The following is a 13,798-nucleotide window of genomic DNA, read 5'->3' on the forward strand; positions in this document are numbered from 1 at the left end:
TTGCATTTAGCGAGCGGCTATTTAAGCTTGGCGAGGGGACGAATACCGATAGCACGGCGAGCTTTATCTAATTGCTTACGACTATGACGACGAGCTTTATTTGCACCCATTTGCAGTATCTCTTCTAATTCCTTTGGATTAGCCATTAGCTCTTCATAACGCGCACGAAACGGTGCGATCTCGTCATTTATTTTATCAAACAAGACTTGCTTGGCATCACCCCAGCCTATACCAGCGGCATATTGTGCGCGCATATCAGCAATTTCTGCAGGCGTTGCAAAGGCTTTATAAATCTCAAAGAGAGCTGAGTCGTCAGGGTCCTTTGGCTCATCAGGCAATTGGGAGTTGGTCACGATTTTCATGATGGCTTTATGCATCTGTTTTTCAGAACTGACCTGCGGGTTTGTCTCACCAAATAGTGGTATGGTGTTGCTATAGCTCTTACTCATCTTACGTCCATCGAGCCCTGTCAATAGCGGAATGTCCTCATCAACGACTGCTGATGGCAGGGTGAAAAGAGACTTATAACGATGGTTAAAGGTACCGGCAATGTCACGCGCCATTTCTATATGCTGTACTTGATCTCGGCCAACGGGGACATGGGTGGCGTTAAACATCAAAATATCAGCTGCCATGAGTACAGGATAGCCGAACAGGCCCATGGTAATACCAAAATCTGCATCGACGTCGGCTTTTTCTGTATTAATATCGACCGCAGCCTTATAAGCATGGGCACGGTTCATCAAACCTTTAGCGCATGAGCAATTTAAAATCCAAGCAAGCTCTGGGATTTCAGGTACATCTGATTGACGATAAAACGTCACGCGTTCAGGGTCAAGGCCACAAGCAATCCACGTGGCTGCAATTGCTTTGGTCGACTCATGAATAATCGCAGGGTCATAACAGCCGATAATGCCATGATAATCCGCTAAAAAGAAAAATGCTTCGTGCTCACTGTTTTGAATAGATTCAATCGCTGGACGAATTGCACCAACGTAATTACCCAAGTGTGGAATGCCCGTTGGTTTAATGCCCGTTAGAATACGTTTGGCTTCGGTTGAGGCATCAGAAGCTTGGTTGTCAGGATTGCTGTTATTGCTCATGGAAAATCCGTTATATTGTTTGTCAAATTATTATAAGCGCATATCATAAGTGCGAAATATTAGCCGCAAAGTATAGCAAATTTTATCAGGCGTTTTTTGATAATCAAAACCTACTTGTAAATATCAGTTCGACCGTTAGGACCGTGTTTAAATCGGCGATGAAACCACATCCATTGAGTAGGGTCAATACGTATAAGACCTTCCAAAACTTCGTTCACGCGTGTTGCATCGGCCACCTCATCATTACTTGGATAGTTACTCAGCTCTGGTGTAATCGTCAAATGATAATGAGGTCGTTTGCCACGAGGCAAATTGTCTGGCGTTTGCCGATAAGTATGCAACGCCATAACTGCTGGCGGGTTTTTCTTATTCCCCATTTTAGCCAAGCGCCTAGGTGCCGTAATCGTGGCTGCGGGTACACCAAAAAATGGTGCCATTACTCCTTGCTTAAGACCATAATCTTGATCAGGTGAATACCAAATAACATGTCCAGCTTTGATAGAGGAGACTAAGCTACGCATATCACGGCTAGAAATTTGCTTACCAAAAATACGCGTACGACCGTTATAGATAAACCAATCAAGAAGTGCGTTGTTTTGTGGGCGGTACATACAGTCAGTGGCAAAAAACTGTGTACATAACAATCCACCCAAATCTAGCATCGTATAATGTGCGCCTAATAAGATAACAGGGCGCTTCTCATTCTGTGCGTTCACCAAATGCTGTAGTCCTGAGATAGAAAACGTTTTGGTAAAAACATTTGGCCGGAACCAAGCGCATAAGGTCTCAAATACACCAATACCTTGATTAACAAAAACCTGCCTTGCCATCAGTTCACGCTCAGCTTCTGGCTTTTTGGGAAAGGCGAGCTTAAGATTAATCAGCGTATCGCGTCGGCGCGAACCGGCCACTTTATAAATCAAGATACCGAGCTTACGGCCCAACCAAAACTGCCAACCCAGCGGTAGATAAATCATTGGTAGAAAAACGAATAATAACAGCCAAACTCCCCAAAATTTAGGGTGTAAAAACTGCCATTGGAAAGGCTTTTTTTCCGCTTGTGCTGTGCTTTTATGCGTTTGCGTAATTGTTGGCATGCCATCAGGAATAGCTGGCGATTTAGCAGACTGCTGCTTGCTTTGCAGCGGCATGGCAGGCTTTACGGGTTTGCTAGGATCGTATTGTTCGGGCGCTTTCATAATGTCCTTTTACAGCACTGTTTATAGCATCTATAGTGACGAGGCTAATGATGAAAAGTTACTATCATGATGGGGTAGCGGTAGCTGGTTTGCAAGTTGGTTTTGACTATAAAAGCAAAGTGTCTAGCAGACTACAAAGTCAGGCTATTGGGTACAATAGCGTTTAATGTAATTACTATTAAGCATTAGGCATAAAAAAACCTTACAAGCTGTGACCAGCTTATAAGGTTTTGCAAATCTAGCGTTTTACTTGATGCTATTGGTATAACTCTGAGAAAAAGACAACCATAACAGTAAAACGATAAACAGCTTTTATTAACGCTTCGAGAATTGTGGACGCTTACGTGCTTTACGTAGACCCAATTTCTTACGTTCAACTTGACGTGAATCACGAGTAACAAAACCAGCTGCTTTTAGCGTAGGTTTGTTGGTGTCATCAAGTTCGATTAATGCACGAGTAATACCGTGACGAATAGCACCTGCTTGACCACTAATACCACCACCTTTCACAGTGATATAAAGATCATAGTCGTTAGGAGTATCTAATAGCTCTAATGGCTGACGAACGACCATACGTGAAGTTTCACGGCTAAAGTACTCATCAAGTGGCTTGCCGTTAACAACGATGCTACCAGTACCTTTTGCTAAAAAGACACGAGCAGTAGACGTCTTGCGGCGACCAGTTCCGTAATTGCGTTCCATAAGTGACTCCTTAGATGTCTAGTTCTTTAGGTTGCTGTGCAGTATGTGGATGTTCAGCACCTGCATATAGCTTTAGCTTTTTAATCATCGCATAGCCAAGAGGACCTTTTGGAAGCATACCCTTAACTGCTTTATGTAGAACATCTTCAGGCTTATGTGCAATCAGCTTTGTGAAGTTGGTTTCTTTAATACCGCCTGGATAACCACTGTGACGATAGTATTTTTTATCTTGCGCTTTTTTACCCGTTACCGCGATTTTTTCTGCATTGATGACAACGATAAAGTCACCAGTATCTACGTGCGGAGTATAAGAAGTTTTATGCTTGCCACGTAAGCGAGTAGCGATTTGGGTGGCTAAGCGACCAAGGGTTTTGCCGTCAGCATCTACGACATACCAGTCATGGGTCACTTCAGCTGGTTTTGCACTAAGTGTTTTCATGATAAAACCTTAAAATTAGAATTCATTGAGAGTTTAGCTGGGAACGGGGCTCTCAAAAAACAGACTGCATATTATAAGCAGTAGCGCCTACGCTTGCAAGCTGCATTGGGGTTTATTTTCGCCTTATATACATTAAACTGCAGCGTTAGACCAGTTTTTCAGCGGTTTTTAGCATTCATTAATGCAAGTTGCATGATTATGACGATTCTAGTCTATAAAGTCCAGCCACAACTTGCCCCACTTTGGTCTGTTTGATAGCTTTAAATCTGCTTAACCCTTGCATTGTAAAGACTGCGCTTAGGGACTGAGCCAATTCATTTAATTGCTCATTTAAATCTTTATCCGCTTCTAGATAAATAAGCGTCTTTGTCGTGATTAACGACTGCTCAATTAAAGTGGTCAAAATGGGTTGCCATAAATCTTTAGCGTAAGGCGGATCAATAAAAACAATGTCGAACGGTTGTTTGAAATTCTTGTTTTGAGATAAGACATGCTCAGCATTGCCATGTAGGATTAGATAACTGTCAGTGTCGATATTCAACTGCTGAGAGCTTTTCAGTAGCATTTGGTACTGAGATTGATTGGTTTCGATAAATGTGCAGTGAGTTGCACCGCGAGATAAGGCTTCAAATCCTAGTACGCCACTGCCTGCACAGCTATCAAGGACACGCGCGCCATGCATATCGGCGAGTAACCAGTTAAATAGTGTTTCTCGCAAGCGATCTGGCGTCGGCCGTAAGCCATCAGCATCGATAAAATTTATACTACGACGTTTAAATTGTCCACCAATAATACGTACTTTGCCCGCAGTGGCTTGTTTTTTATGATTTGTGTCACGCTTTGGGCTGCGCGATGTCGATGTTTTTGTATTTCTTTTCATAATTGCTATTCTTTATTCGGTCGCTGTAGTAGTTGCTGCCTGCGCTTCTGCCTGTTCTTTTAATGCTTGTTCTTGATCGCGAATAGCATCACGTTTAGCTTTGTCCAATGCTTTTTGATATTTAATAGCTTTTAGCTCATCGGGAGTTGGTGGCGTAATAGGGTCACTTTTACGCTGTAATACCCAGTAATCAAATAATGCGCGTCCAATAGGCGCTGCTACTGCACTACCGCCGCCGCCATTTTCAACCAGTACCGCAAGAGCAATTTGAGGGTCTTCTACGGGCGCAAAACCATTAAACCATGCATGATCCCAATGACGTTTATCTAGTGCCGATTTATTGTAGCTTTTACCTTGAGCGATAGATTTGACCTGTGCAGTACCTGTCTTGCCAGCGATACGATAGCGCGGGGTATAGATACCACGTGCCGTACCAGCTTTGACGGTATCTTCCATCGCATCATGCATACGTGTCCAATCAGAAGGTTTGCCATTAAAGTCAATCTTGCCATCAGGTTTGCTGATGACATCAATTTCTGCCGCACCTTCACTACTTTTTAGCAGATGCGGCGTAATATGATTGCCTTTACTTGCCATCATGGCAGTCGCATTAGCAATCTGTAGCGGCGTGGCCAGAAAATAACCTTGACCAATACTTACTGAGATGGTCTCGCCCGGTAACCAGCCTTTGTCATACGTATCTTCTTTCCATTTTGGAGAAGGCATGATACCTGATTTCTCATTCGGCAAATCAATACCCGTATCTTTACCAAAACCAAAGCGTACCATCCAGTCATGTAAGCGCTGAATTCCCATTTCATACGCCAGCTTATAATAGTAAGTATCCACTGACATCATAATAGACTTTTTAAGATTCACTGAACCATGGCCACCGCGCTTCCAGTCACGAAAACGATGTGAGTCGCCAGGCAAGCTAAAATAGCCAGGATCATAGATAGTCGTCTCCCAGTTTCTCAAGCCATAATGCAGCGCACCTAACCCTTCAAATGGTTTGATAGTCGAGGCTGGTGGATACATACCTTGTAGCGCGCGGTTATATAGCGGCTGATCGATATCTTCTCTTAATGCATCGTAGTCTTTAAAAGAGATGCCTGAGATAAAAGGGTTAGGGTCATAACTTGGATTACTCACGAACGCTAACACATCACCATTCTTTGGATCTATCGCTACAATAGCTCCGCGGCGACCGTCAAGCTGCTGCTGAGCAATCGTTTGTAAACCGTAATCCAAACTTAAAGTGATATCGTTACCAGCGATAGGAGGCTTGGTATCTAATTGGCGTAGAATATTGCCATGAACATCCGTTTCCACCGACTGATAACCTGGCTGTCCAAGCAAAATATCTTCGTAATGCTGCTCAATACCAATCTTGCCAATCAAATCAGTACCTGCATAACGGTCTTTATCAATACGTTTGGTCTCTTTGTCATTGATACGGCCAACATAACCAATAACGTGGGCAAACAGTTCATCGTAGGGATAAGAGCGAGTCAATTTGCTTTGGATAGTAACACCCCGAAAAAACGGCTTACGCTCACTAAACTGTGCAACCTGCTTTTCCGTTAAATCAATCTTGATGGTCACAGGATCGTTTTTACTTTTACTCAGTCTTGCCAAAATGTCAGTAATATCAGTGTCTGTCAAAGCAAAGATAGGTGCAAGTAAGCTTAAAGTACGTTCTGGATCTTCTACCTCATCGGGGCTCAGCATGGCAGTAAACACAGGCTGATTGTCAGCAAGTAATACGCCGTTACGATCATAAATATAACCACGGCTGGGCGGTGCAGATATGAGCTTGATGCGATTATTGTCAGCCTGAGTTTTGTATTTATCATGAGCGTACACTTGTAGATAACCGTAACGCAGTAATAAAACACTCATACCTAGAAATATGAATAAACCAAGAATAAGAATACGGCGCATAAAAACGCGGTTGACCTGCTCGGTGTCTGGGATAAGCGATTTATTCATGTAAAGTTAGTACCAATGAGCGCAGTGGATAAAGCAAAAATTACTTTGGTAAAGGAATGCTGTGAAAAGGTATTTAAGCAAATGCAGACAATAAAAACAATCATTTCAAGTACATGGAGTAAATGACCCTATAATATTGAATCATAGATTTAAAAGTGTATTGCTATTATTGCTATGCGACAAATTATAACAGAATGTAATAAATTGCGCTGAACCTGTCAGCTTATTTGTTAATAGATTCTCATATGCTATTAATAGCACTATTCGTAGACTATTTTAAAGGAGCAGTGTTAGTTAACAAATCTAAGTCAGACGCATGATATTGTCATGTATAGTCACAACTTGGCTTAGGTGTATATGTGCTAATGAACGGCAAGTATGCTAAAATCAGGCGATTTATTTTGTAGTGTTTATTTGTCACTAAGGTGCTGCTTTTATCAGGGTCCATAGTCCCTAAGCGTTTTTTTAAAATACCAACAAACGACAATAGATTAACGAGAATCGTTACGTCAGAGGCAGGAAGAGTCATGGTCGCAACCTCAATATGGCAAACGATCGCCGAGCATCCAGAATTTTTTGCCATGCTGACCATCCCACCAGTGACAGCGTTAGTCACTTGGTTGCATGTATGGATGGCATTGAAAATGCTGTTTTACCCCATTAGGTTTTGGGGTATACGTATACCTAATTTCCCGTTTTTTGGTTTGCCTGGACTTGGCTGGCAAGGTATCGTCCCACGTAAAGCTGGGAAAATCTCTGGAGTGATTGTCGATCAAACACTCTCAAAGCTTGGCTCACTTGAAGAGTTTTTTCAGGCGATGGAGCCTGAGCAGATGGCGGCTTTTATCACTGATACGGTTGATAAAAACCTTGAGCCACTTATTGATGAGATTATGCTGGAGCATTCTGGGGCGTTATGGGGCAGTCTGCCGTATGCATTAAAACGCCGTATCTATACGCAAGCGCACCAAGAGCTACCGGACATCATGCAATCTTTGGTGACTGATCTGACATACCATGTTGAAGATTTGGTCGATATGCGTCAAATGATCGTGAACAAGATGGAAAGCGATCGACGTTTAATGGTAAACATGTTTTTAAGAGTTGGCCAACATGAGATCAACTTTATTTGGCATATCAGTGCTTTAATTGGATTGGTCTTTGGTATTATCCAAATGTTTATCTTTTTGGTCGTACCACAGCATTGGACAGTGCCATTCTTTGCTGCTATTTGGGGCTTGCTGACTAATTGGATTGCAATTTGGATGGTATTTAATCCAGTAGAGCCACGCTTTGTTTCTTATATAAAAGTTTTTGAGCGTTGTGATGGCTTTCCTTTTATAAAGCCGACGCTACCGCATATCGCGAAGTTTCGTTTCCAAGGCGGCTTTATGAAGCGCCAAGAAGAAGTATCTGAAGTGTTCGCTGAGATCGTAGTCAACGACCTTGTGACTTTAGAGAATATTATGAATGAGATGATGTATGGAGATCGAGCGGCGCAAACGCGTGAGCTGATGAAGTCGCACCTTTATCAGATATTAGAGTCGCCAGTGGTTCGAACGACTTTGCGTATGGGACTGGGTCGCCGTGAGTATGGACAATTGAAAAATACCATTATCAATAAGTCGATCACTGCTACGATGGTGCCACTTCGAGATCCTGAACTCAACGAGAGCCGCGCAAGCAAAATATTTGGTCTGTTTCGTGATCGTATTCGTGCTTTATCGCCTTATGAGTTTCAAAACTTATTGCGTCCAGCATTCCGTGAGGATGAGATGACGTTGATCGTGCTTGGTGGTTTGACTGGGTTTTTAGCAGGTTGGTTGCATCTTGTTTTAGTGTTCTTTCCTGCGGTGCAGTAACCAATGATTTTGTTATAAAAACGTTTTGTAATTCTAAGTAGTCAATAAACACGTATAGAAAATCAGTATTAAGTTAGATAGTCAATTCAAAATTTATCTTTACAAGGGAGTTGGAGGCTAATCGTACAGGTGTATGGTTGGCAAAGCTTGCGTTGTTTTGATTTTGACATGAGTAGACTATAGGTGCTTTTCAATGAATAAAAGCCCAATCCGCCACAGTAAACTATGACCGTATTAGGGTAAACAGGGTTAGATTGTATGTTAATCACAGAATTGGGTTATTTTGCCTTACTGGCTGCCTTTGTGTTGGCAATTTTGCAAGTTGTGTTGCCAACCATTGGTGTTATGCGTCATCAGGTCGCTTGGCAACGTCTTGCACCAAGTTTGGCTTGGGCGCAGTTTGCAGCGATGATTGTGTCGTTTGCAGCGCTGATGGCAGGCTTTTATTATAATGATTTTAGCCTAGTCTATGTTGCACAGCACTCTAACACTTTATTGCCTTGGTATTACAAGCTATCAGCAACTTGGGGTGGTCACGAAGGGTCTTTACTGCTGTGGATGACCATCATGGCGACATGGTGTGCGCTTGTGTCTTATTTTAGTCGTGGCTTGCCGTTATCGATGCGAGCACGAGTGTTGGTCATTTTGGCAGCGGTACAGATGATGATGTTAGCGATGCTGATTTTTACCTCATCGCCATTTAATCGTACTCTGCCAAACATACCTGTCGATGGTGCGGATCTGAATCCGGTACTGCAAGATTTTGGTCTGATTATTCACCCACCTATGCTATACATGGGTTATGTGGGTATGGTTGTGCCCTTTGCTTTTTGTATGGCGGCATTGTGGGAGGGGCGTCTGGATGCGGTATGGACACGCTGGTCACGCCCTTGGGCCTTAGCTGCTTGGGGTTTTTTGACCATCGGTATCGCATTAGGTTCATGGTGGGCTTACTACGAGCTTGGTTGGGGCGGTTGGTGGTTTTGGGATCCAGTAGAAAACGCGTCACTCATGCCTTGGCTTGCTGGAACAGCGTTATTACATTCGTTGGCAGTGACCGAGAAGCGCGGTGTATTCAAAGCTTGGACAATTATGCTAGCGATTTTTGCGTTTGCATTGAGTCTACTAGGGACGTTTTTGGTACGTTCAGGGGTCATTACTTCGGTACATTCGTTCGCCGCTGATCCCACACGTGGTTTAGTCATTCTAGCCATCCTTGGTATTATCGTAGGCGGTGGTCTATTGATGTTTGCAGTACGAGGTTGGCGTTTGACGGTTGAAAGTCAGTATCAGCTTATCTCGCGTGAGTCATTCTTGGTTATTAACAACGCCATTATTCTGATTGCCACTTTAGTGGTCTTGCTTGGTACGCTTTATCCGATTATTGCAGATGCTTTCAATTTAGGTCAAGTATCCGTCGGCCCTCCTTATTTTAATGCATTGTTTGTCCCTTTGACTTGGTTATTACTGCTTGCCATGGGTATGGGCTCTAACATTCGCTGGAAAAAGGACAAGCGTCCGCTGCTCGGCGTCGGTATGGTCATCGCAGCCAGTAGTCTGATATTGGCGGCGATCATCGCTTACTTTGTCCATCCATCATCTATGCTAAATATTGGTGTGACTTTGGCAGTAAGCTTTTGGGTACTGTTATGGATGATTATTGATTTTAGAGATAAAACTAAAAATGCACCAAGTATGGTCAATGGACTGCGCCAACTGCGTCTTAGTTATTGGGGACAGCAAACTGCTCATATTGGGGTTTTAATCGCAGCGATTGGCGTGGCTTTTACCAGTAGCTTGAGTATTGAGCGCGATGTGGCTCTTGGACCTAATGATACTGTCCATGTTCAAGGCTATGATTTTACTGTTAAAGACTTTCGTGAAGTAAAAGGAAGTAATTTTGATAGTATTCAAGCACAGGTGGCGGTCACGAAAGATGGGCGCGACGTTACAGTCTTATACCCTGAAAAGCGTACCTATATCATTAGTATGATGCCAATGACGGAAGCTGCGATTGACGCGAGTCTCATGCGCGACTTGTACGTCGCGCTTGGCGAGCCGATCGCTGAAGGTAGCAATCAATGGGCAGTGCGTATCTATGTAAAACCCTTGATTCGCTGGATATGGTTAGGGTCGATTATTATGGCTTTAGGAGCGCTGATTAGTATGTTGGATAACCGCTATCGTATTAAGAAAGTCAAAGCGTCACATAAGGTTGCTGATACTGTTAATAGTGCAGCCGTACCCGCAACGACGCTTGGGGAGAAATAAGATGAGTCAATCGGATAAGACCCCTAACAACCAGCAGAACAAGGCACAGCATCATAAGACGATGAATAAAAAACAACTCAAAGTATGGTTTTTAGTGCCGTTTATTGTGTTTTTGGGACTAATGGTAATGCTTTATATGCGCTTGGGTAAGCCTACTGATATTGTGGCTAATATGGCTCTTGAGCGGCCAGTACCTGCATTTGAGCTACCGTTGTTGTCAGACACTAGCCGTATTATGACCAATGACAATTTGCCCGATAAACCGTTTTTGATGAATATCTGGGGCTCTTGGTGTCCAACTTGTGTTATTGAACATCCGTTTTTGATGGAGCTAGAAGAGCGCGGTGTCAATTTGGTTGGTGTCAATTACAAAGATGATATTGGTGATGCGCTAAGCTATTTGAACCGAGGTGGCGATCCGTTTTCGATGTCCATTCAAGATTTATCAGGTCAGTTTGCACTAGATCTAGGTTTAACTGGAGCTCCTGAAACCTTTATCGTTGATGGCGAGGGTATTATACGTCAGCACATTGTTGGAGAGGTTAACGAGGCCAACTGGCAAGAACGTATCATGCCTTGCTTGATGGTACTTAATGAAGCCAATAAAAATGGCAGCAGCCCAGATCCAAGTCAAGTTGGGGAGGCATGCAAATGAAAGCCGCTCAAATAACAACGGCTATTGTACTAAGGTTAGTAAGCCTTGTATTGGCGTGCCTACTGAGTATGACAGCTTACGCAGCAATCGATGTTTACGACTTTGATTCAGTGCAGCAAGAAGCTCAGTATCGCGGACTGATTGAGGAGCTGCGTTGCCCTAAATGTCAAAACCAAAACCTTGCAGGCTCTGATGCGCCGATTGCACAAGATTTAAAGCAAAAAACTTACGACATGGTTAAGGATGGACGTAGTGACGCAGAGATACGCAGCTATATGCAAGAGCGTTATGGTGATTTTATTACTTACAAGCCGCCTGTCCGCCCATCAACATGGATACTGTGGTTTTTTCCACCGTTATTATTGCTCTTTTTGATTGCCGGCTGGTTTTGGCAGAGTAAACGTCGACAACTGGCGGCTCAAGGCGTTACTAATAAGATAGTTGATAGCCCTGCCGCAGCGTTGACGCCTGCAGAAAAGGCTGAACTGGATCGTCTGTTATCACGTTCAAACAGTATTGATCACGATGTCACAAGCAAAGAGGACAAAAAATGACCCTATTTTCTACTGCTGGCTTATTTATTGCCCTAAGTTTACTCGTAGCCTTAATTCTTGCAGTCATCGTGATTACACCATGGCTACGTGCCACACGTCTAAAAAACAATCCTGTAGACAATCAATTGTTAGATATCAACGTAACTGTGTTTCGTGAGCGCCTAGCAGAGCTTAAAAGTGATAAAGACAGCGGCACTATTGATGATAGCCATTATCAAAATCAAAAGCTTGAGCTTGAACGTCAGCTATTAGATGCGCAGCGACAAGTGGCACCAATGATAAATCCAGGTGTCAAAAGTCGTTTAATAATTATTGTCTGGGTGCCAGTGATGGCAGCGATGGCGTACTTAATGATAAGCGATCGCACTCCAGTGTTTGAGCTATGGCAAGCAGAAGATAAAGTTGGACAGGTAGCCGATGATCTCCTGACAGGTAAGATTGATCAGCCACCAGAGTGGGCTATTGAAGATGGTCGTCAACTGATTACTGCTATGCAGACCAATGTCCATCGTCATGCTGACGATCCTGATCGCTGGATGCGCCTATCAGAGCTGTTTTTATCCCTTGAGGTGACTGACTCTGCATTAGAAGCTTTATCTAGAGCGTATCGTTTATCTCCTGATAATGAAGAGATCGCAACCACTTATGCGCAAATTAGCTTTTTTGCTAATGAAGGCCAACTGGATGCTGATAGCCGCCGCGTATTACAAGGTGTGTTGCGTAATAACCCGCAGCATGAAGGCGCGCAAATGCTAATGGCAATGGGTGAAGCACGTGCTAGTAACTTTGAACAAGCACAAGGCTGGATCAAAAGATTACGAGCAAGTATTGCAGCCAAACCAGGCGATCATACCCGAGCGCTGGCAAGTTTGGATGAGTTGAGTGCCAACGTAACAGGGCAGCAGCAGCGAGCCGCTGAAGGGGTTAATGTCACTGTAAGCGTCAATCCTAGTTTATTGCCATTGGTTAAAGGCGATGACGTGTTGTTTGTTGCTATTCGTGATGTCAACGGCGGTCCACCGTTTGCAGCCAAGCGTTTGCCGATTAGTGTGATTAAACAAGGTGAGGCCAATATAAGTTTAAGTGACATTGATGCTATGATACCTGAGCGGACGCTACAATCAGCACGTGCCGCAAAAACCCAACTGGCTGTTATTGCTCGTATTAGTCATAATGGCAATGCTAGTGCAGAGTCAGGTGATTTGTCAGGTAACCCTGTGGTGATTAGTGCCGATCAAAAACAAGTCAATGTTGAAATTAATCAGCAGATACCATAACTTTAAAAAGCTCAACAATCTAAGCGCTATAGTCGTTGCTATAGCGTGCAATTGCGTTATATGAACAGCTAAGTCATACCTACATACGGTACTAATACCAAAAAAACTTGAGCTTTATAAAGTCACAAGGTAAGGTGTATCTGGCATTCGCGCAATTAACCAATCCCTAACATCCCATCCATCAAGGAGAGACGTATTATGATGCGTATTATTTTGCTAGGTCCACCTGGCGCTGGTAAAGGTACTCAAGCACAGTTTATCTCTAAAGAGTTTGATATTCCGCAAATCTCAACGGGCGATATGCTACGTGCAGCGATTAAAGAAGGCAGCGAGCTTGGTAAGCAAGCTGAAGGCATTATGAATGCAGGTGGTCTGGTTTCTGATGAACTTATCATCAACCTAGTAAAAGAGCGTATCTCTAAACCTGATTGTGCTAATGGCTGTATTCTGGATGGTTTTCCACGTACAATCCCGCAAGCTCAAGCCCTTGCAGATGCTGACGTTGCTATCGATCATGTAGTCGAGATTAGTGTGCCTGATGATGAGATCGTAAAGCGTCTATCTGGTCGCCGCCAGCATCCAGGCTCAGGTCGTGTATATCATGTCGATCACAATCCACCGAAGGTCGATGATATCGACGATGTCACTGGCGAAGCACTCATCCAACGTGAAGACGATAAAGAATCTACTATTCGTGAGCGCCTTGCTACATATCATCAGCAGACATCAGCCTTGGTTGGCTTTTATCAAGAAAAAGCCAAAGAAGGTGAAAACGCACCTAAGTATGACAAGTTTGATGGTACTCAAGCTATCGATGACGTCAAACAGCAAGTTTTATCGGCGTTAAAAGGGTAATCGTTTTCT

The 13,798-nt window shown here is 43.4% G+C and carries 12 protein-coding genes; 6 read left to right on the forward strand and 6 right to left on the reverse strand.

The genetic code is table 11. The annotated features are described in order from the left end of the window. Nucleotides 1-17 precede the first annotated feature (17 nt). From trpS to mrdA, 6 genes are all read right to left on the reverse strand, one after another. Complete coding sequence (gene trpS, locus BTV98_RS10885; protein ID WP_058369138.1) at nt 18-1,103, reverse strand: tryptophan--tRNA ligase; 1,086 nt, start codon at nt 1,101-1,103, stop codon at nt 18-20. A 110-nt stretch (nt 1,104-1,213) separates the two neighbouring features. Further along, on the reverse strand, nt 1,214-2,254 hold the full coding sequence (locus BTV98_RS10890) for a lipid A biosynthesis acyltransferase (RefSeq protein WP_227511764.1): 1,041 nt from the start codon (nt 2,252-2,254) through the stop codon (nt 1,214-1,216). Nucleotides 2,255-2,617: 363 nt separating this feature from the next. Continuing rightward, nucleotides 2,618-3,004: a 30S ribosomal protein S9 gene (gene rpsI / locus BTV98_RS10895; protein WP_058369136.1), complete on the reverse strand. Its 387-nt coding sequence runs from the start codon at nt 3,002-3,004 to the stop codon at nt 2,618-2,620. Between the two features lie 10 nt (nt 3,005-3,014). Continuing rightward, nucleotides 3,015-3,443 carry a 50S ribosomal protein L13 gene (gene rplM, locus BTV98_RS10900; RefSeq protein WP_075103600.1) on the reverse strand — a complete coding sequence of 143 codons (429 nt, stop codon included), beginning with the start codon at nt 3,441-3,443 and terminating at the stop codon, nt 3,015-3,017. 196 nt (nt 3,444-3,639) lie between these two features. Next, nucleotides 3,640-4,323, reverse strand: coding sequence for a 16S rRNA (guanine(966)-N(2))-methyltransferase RsmD (gene rsmD, locus BTV98_RS10905; RefSeq protein WP_058369134.1), 684 nt, complete (start codon nt 4,321-4,323; stop codon nt 3,640-3,642). Between the two features lie 12 nt (nt 4,324-4,335). Continuing rightward, nucleotides 4,336-6,315 carry a penicillin-binding protein 2 gene (gene mrdA / locus BTV98_RS10910; protein ID WP_058369133.1) on the reverse strand — a complete coding sequence of 660 codons (1,980 nt, stop codon included), beginning with the start codon at nt 6,313-6,315 and terminating at the stop codon, nt 4,336-4,338. Between the two features lie 527 nt (nt 6,316-6,842). Between mrdA and BTV98_RS10915 the strand changes: the two genes are divergently transcribed. The 6 genes from BTV98_RS10915 to adk all read left to right on the forward strand — a co-directional run bounded on the left by BTV98_RS10915 (nt 6,843) and on the right by adk (nt 13,789). Beyond that, nucleotides 6,843-8,177 carry a DUF445 domain-containing protein gene (locus BTV98_RS10915; protein WP_058369132.1) on the forward strand — a complete coding sequence of 445 codons (1,335 nt, stop codon included), beginning with the start codon at nt 6,843-6,845 and terminating at the stop codon, nt 8,175-8,177. Between the two features lie 258 nt (nt 8,178-8,435). After that, complete coding sequence (locus tag BTV98_RS10920) at nt 8,436-10,448, forward strand: heme lyase CcmF/NrfE family subunit (protein ID WP_058369131.1); 2,013 nt, start codon at nt 8,436-8,438, stop codon at nt 10,446-10,448. 1 nt (nt 10,449) lies between these two features. Further along, nucleotides 10,450-11,103 (forward strand): DsbE family thiol:disulfide interchange protein, encoded by a 654-nt coding sequence (locus tag BTV98_RS10925; protein WP_075103601.1) that lies wholly within the window; start codon nt 10,450-10,452, stop codon nt 11,101-11,103. Then, entirely contained in the window at nt 11,100-11,657 is a 558-nt protein-coding gene (locus tag BTV98_RS10930; RefSeq protein WP_082638039.1) for a cytochrome c-type biogenesis protein, read from the forward strand. The genes BTV98_RS10925 and BTV98_RS10930 overlap by 4 nt, the downstream gene beginning before the upstream one ends. After that, complete coding sequence (gene ccmI, locus BTV98_RS10935; RefSeq protein WP_075103602.1) at nt 11,654-12,934, forward strand: c-type cytochrome biogenesis protein CcmI; 1,281 nt, start codon at nt 11,654-11,656, stop codon at nt 12,932-12,934. The genes BTV98_RS10930 and ccmI overlap by 4 nt, the downstream gene beginning before the upstream one ends. A 198-nt stretch (nt 12,935-13,132) precedes the next feature. Then, on the forward strand, nt 13,133-13,789 hold the full coding sequence (adk, locus tag BTV98_RS10940; RefSeq protein ID WP_075103603.1) for an adenylate kinase: 657 nt from the start codon (nt 13,133-13,135) through the stop codon (nt 13,787-13,789). The last annotated feature ends 9 nt before the right edge of the window (nt 13,790-13,798 follow it).

Origin of the sequence: Psychrobacter sp. Cmf 22.2, assembly GCF_001921745.1 — a bacterium.
GTDB lineage: Bacteria > Pseudomonadota > Gammaproteobacteria > Pseudomonadales > Moraxellaceae > Psychrobacter.

What these genes read in the sequence shown, in the direction of transcription:
- rpsI (WP_058369136.1), bottom strand. Translation starts at nt 3,004, where the DNA reads ATGGAACGCAATTACGGAACTGGTCGCCGCAAGACGTCTACTGCTCGT.
- BTV98_RS10915 (WP_058369132.1), top strand. Translation starts at nt 6,843, where the DNA reads ATGGTCGCAACCTCAATATGGCAAACGATCGCCGAGCATCCAGAATTT.
- rplM (WP_075103600.1), bottom strand. Translation starts at nt 3,443, where the DNA reads ATGAAAACACTTAGTGCAAAACCAGCTGAAGTGACCCATGACTGGTAT.
- trpS (WP_058369138.1), bottom strand. Translation starts at nt 1,103, where the DNA reads ATGAGCAATAACAGCAATCCTGACAACCAAGCTTCTGATGCCTCAACC.
- BTV98_RS10925 (WP_075103601.1), top strand. Translation starts at nt 10,450, where the DNA reads ATGAGTCAATCGGATAAGACCCCTAACAACCAGCAGAACAAGGCACAG.
- BTV98_RS10890 (WP_227511764.1), bottom strand. Translation starts at nt 2,254, where the DNA reads ATGCCGCTGCAAAGCAAGCAGCAGTCTGCTAAATCGCCAGCTATTCCT.
- BTV98_RS10930 (WP_082638039.1), top strand. Translation starts at nt 11,100, where the DNA reads ATGAAAGCCGCTCAAATAACAACGGCTATTGTACTAAGGTTAGTAAGC.
- ccmI (WP_075103602.1), top strand. Translation starts at nt 11,654, where the DNA reads ATGACCCTATTTTCTACTGCTGGCTTATTTATTGCCCTAAGTTTACTC.
- rsmD (WP_058369134.1), bottom strand. Translation starts at nt 4,323, where the DNA reads ATGAAAAGAAATACAAAAACATCGACATCGCGCAGCCCAAAGCGTGAC.
- BTV98_RS10920 (WP_058369131.1), top strand. Translation starts at nt 8,436, where the DNA reads ATGTTAATCACAGAATTGGGTTATTTTGCCTTACTGGCTGCCTTTGTG.
- adk (WP_075103603.1), top strand. Translation starts at nt 13,133, where the DNA reads ATGATGCGTATTATTTTGCTAGGTCCACCTGGCGCTGGTAAAGGTACT.
- mrdA (WP_058369133.1), bottom strand. Translation starts at nt 6,315, where the DNA reads ATGAATAAATCGCTTATCCCAGACACCGAGCAGGTCAACCGCGTTTTT.